The sequence below is a fragment of the Kosakonia quasisacchari genome (genome assembly GCF_004331415.1).
GTDB lineage: Bacteria > Pseudomonadota > Gammaproteobacteria > Enterobacterales > Enterobacteriaceae > Kosakonia > Kosakonia quasisacchari.
Genome location: NZ_SJOP01000071.1, coordinates 1 through 727 on the forward strand (window position 1 = coordinate 1; position 727 = coordinate 727).

1 protein-coding gene is annotated in these 727 nt (G+C 53.9%); it reads left to right on the forward strand.

Features of this window, described 5'->3' with window-relative positions; translation table 11 throughout:
* Positions 1-727: IS4 family transposase (locus E0L21_RS24710; RefSeq protein ID WP_131413839.1), on the forward strand; the 727-nt coding region annotated here is incomplete at both ends.

Sequence of the window (727 nt, forward strand, 5' to 3'; positions counted from 1 at the left end):
CGTCTACCAGCAGCGTGTATCCCGCCTCACACACAGCCTTTCAGTTTGTGTCATTGCCGTGGACTGGAGTGGTTATCCTTCATCAGAGTTCAGTGTTTTGCGGGCAAGCTTATTGTGTGATGGCAGAGCTATCCCTCTGATGAGTAAAGTCATCTCCTCCCGCTACCAGAACAACTCTGCTGTACAAAATGACTTTCTCGATCAGATGGCTGCCGCCATCGGCAAAGATAAGCAGGTCATTATCGTGACCGATGCAGGCTTTCGCAGCAGCTGGTTTCACCCCCTTCGCTCTCTGGGCTGGGACTTTGTCGGGCGAGTCAGGAGCAGCCTCTATTTTCAGGTCGCAGGGGATGAAGAGTGGCAGATGGCGCGGGATATTGTGTCGTCAACCACGGTGCGCTATCTGGGGTTCGGGCGACTGGCACGCAACGCCAGTCGTGACTGTCCGGGACATGTCTACACCGTGCATAAGCGGGCGACGGGCAGGAAAAGCAGCCAGCATTACCCCAGAACAGACAGGATGTACCGTAAAAACGCGCGTGGACCGTGGCTGCTTTTTACCAGCCTGATGGGATATAAGCCACGCGGGATAGTTAAAACTTACAGTCGCCGTATGCAAACAGAGCAGAACTTCAGGGATGAGAAAAGTGAACGTTATGGTCTGGGACTACGGGCAAGCCAAAGCCGGGGAGAAAAGCGGATATCTGTGCTTTGCCTGGTTGCAGTT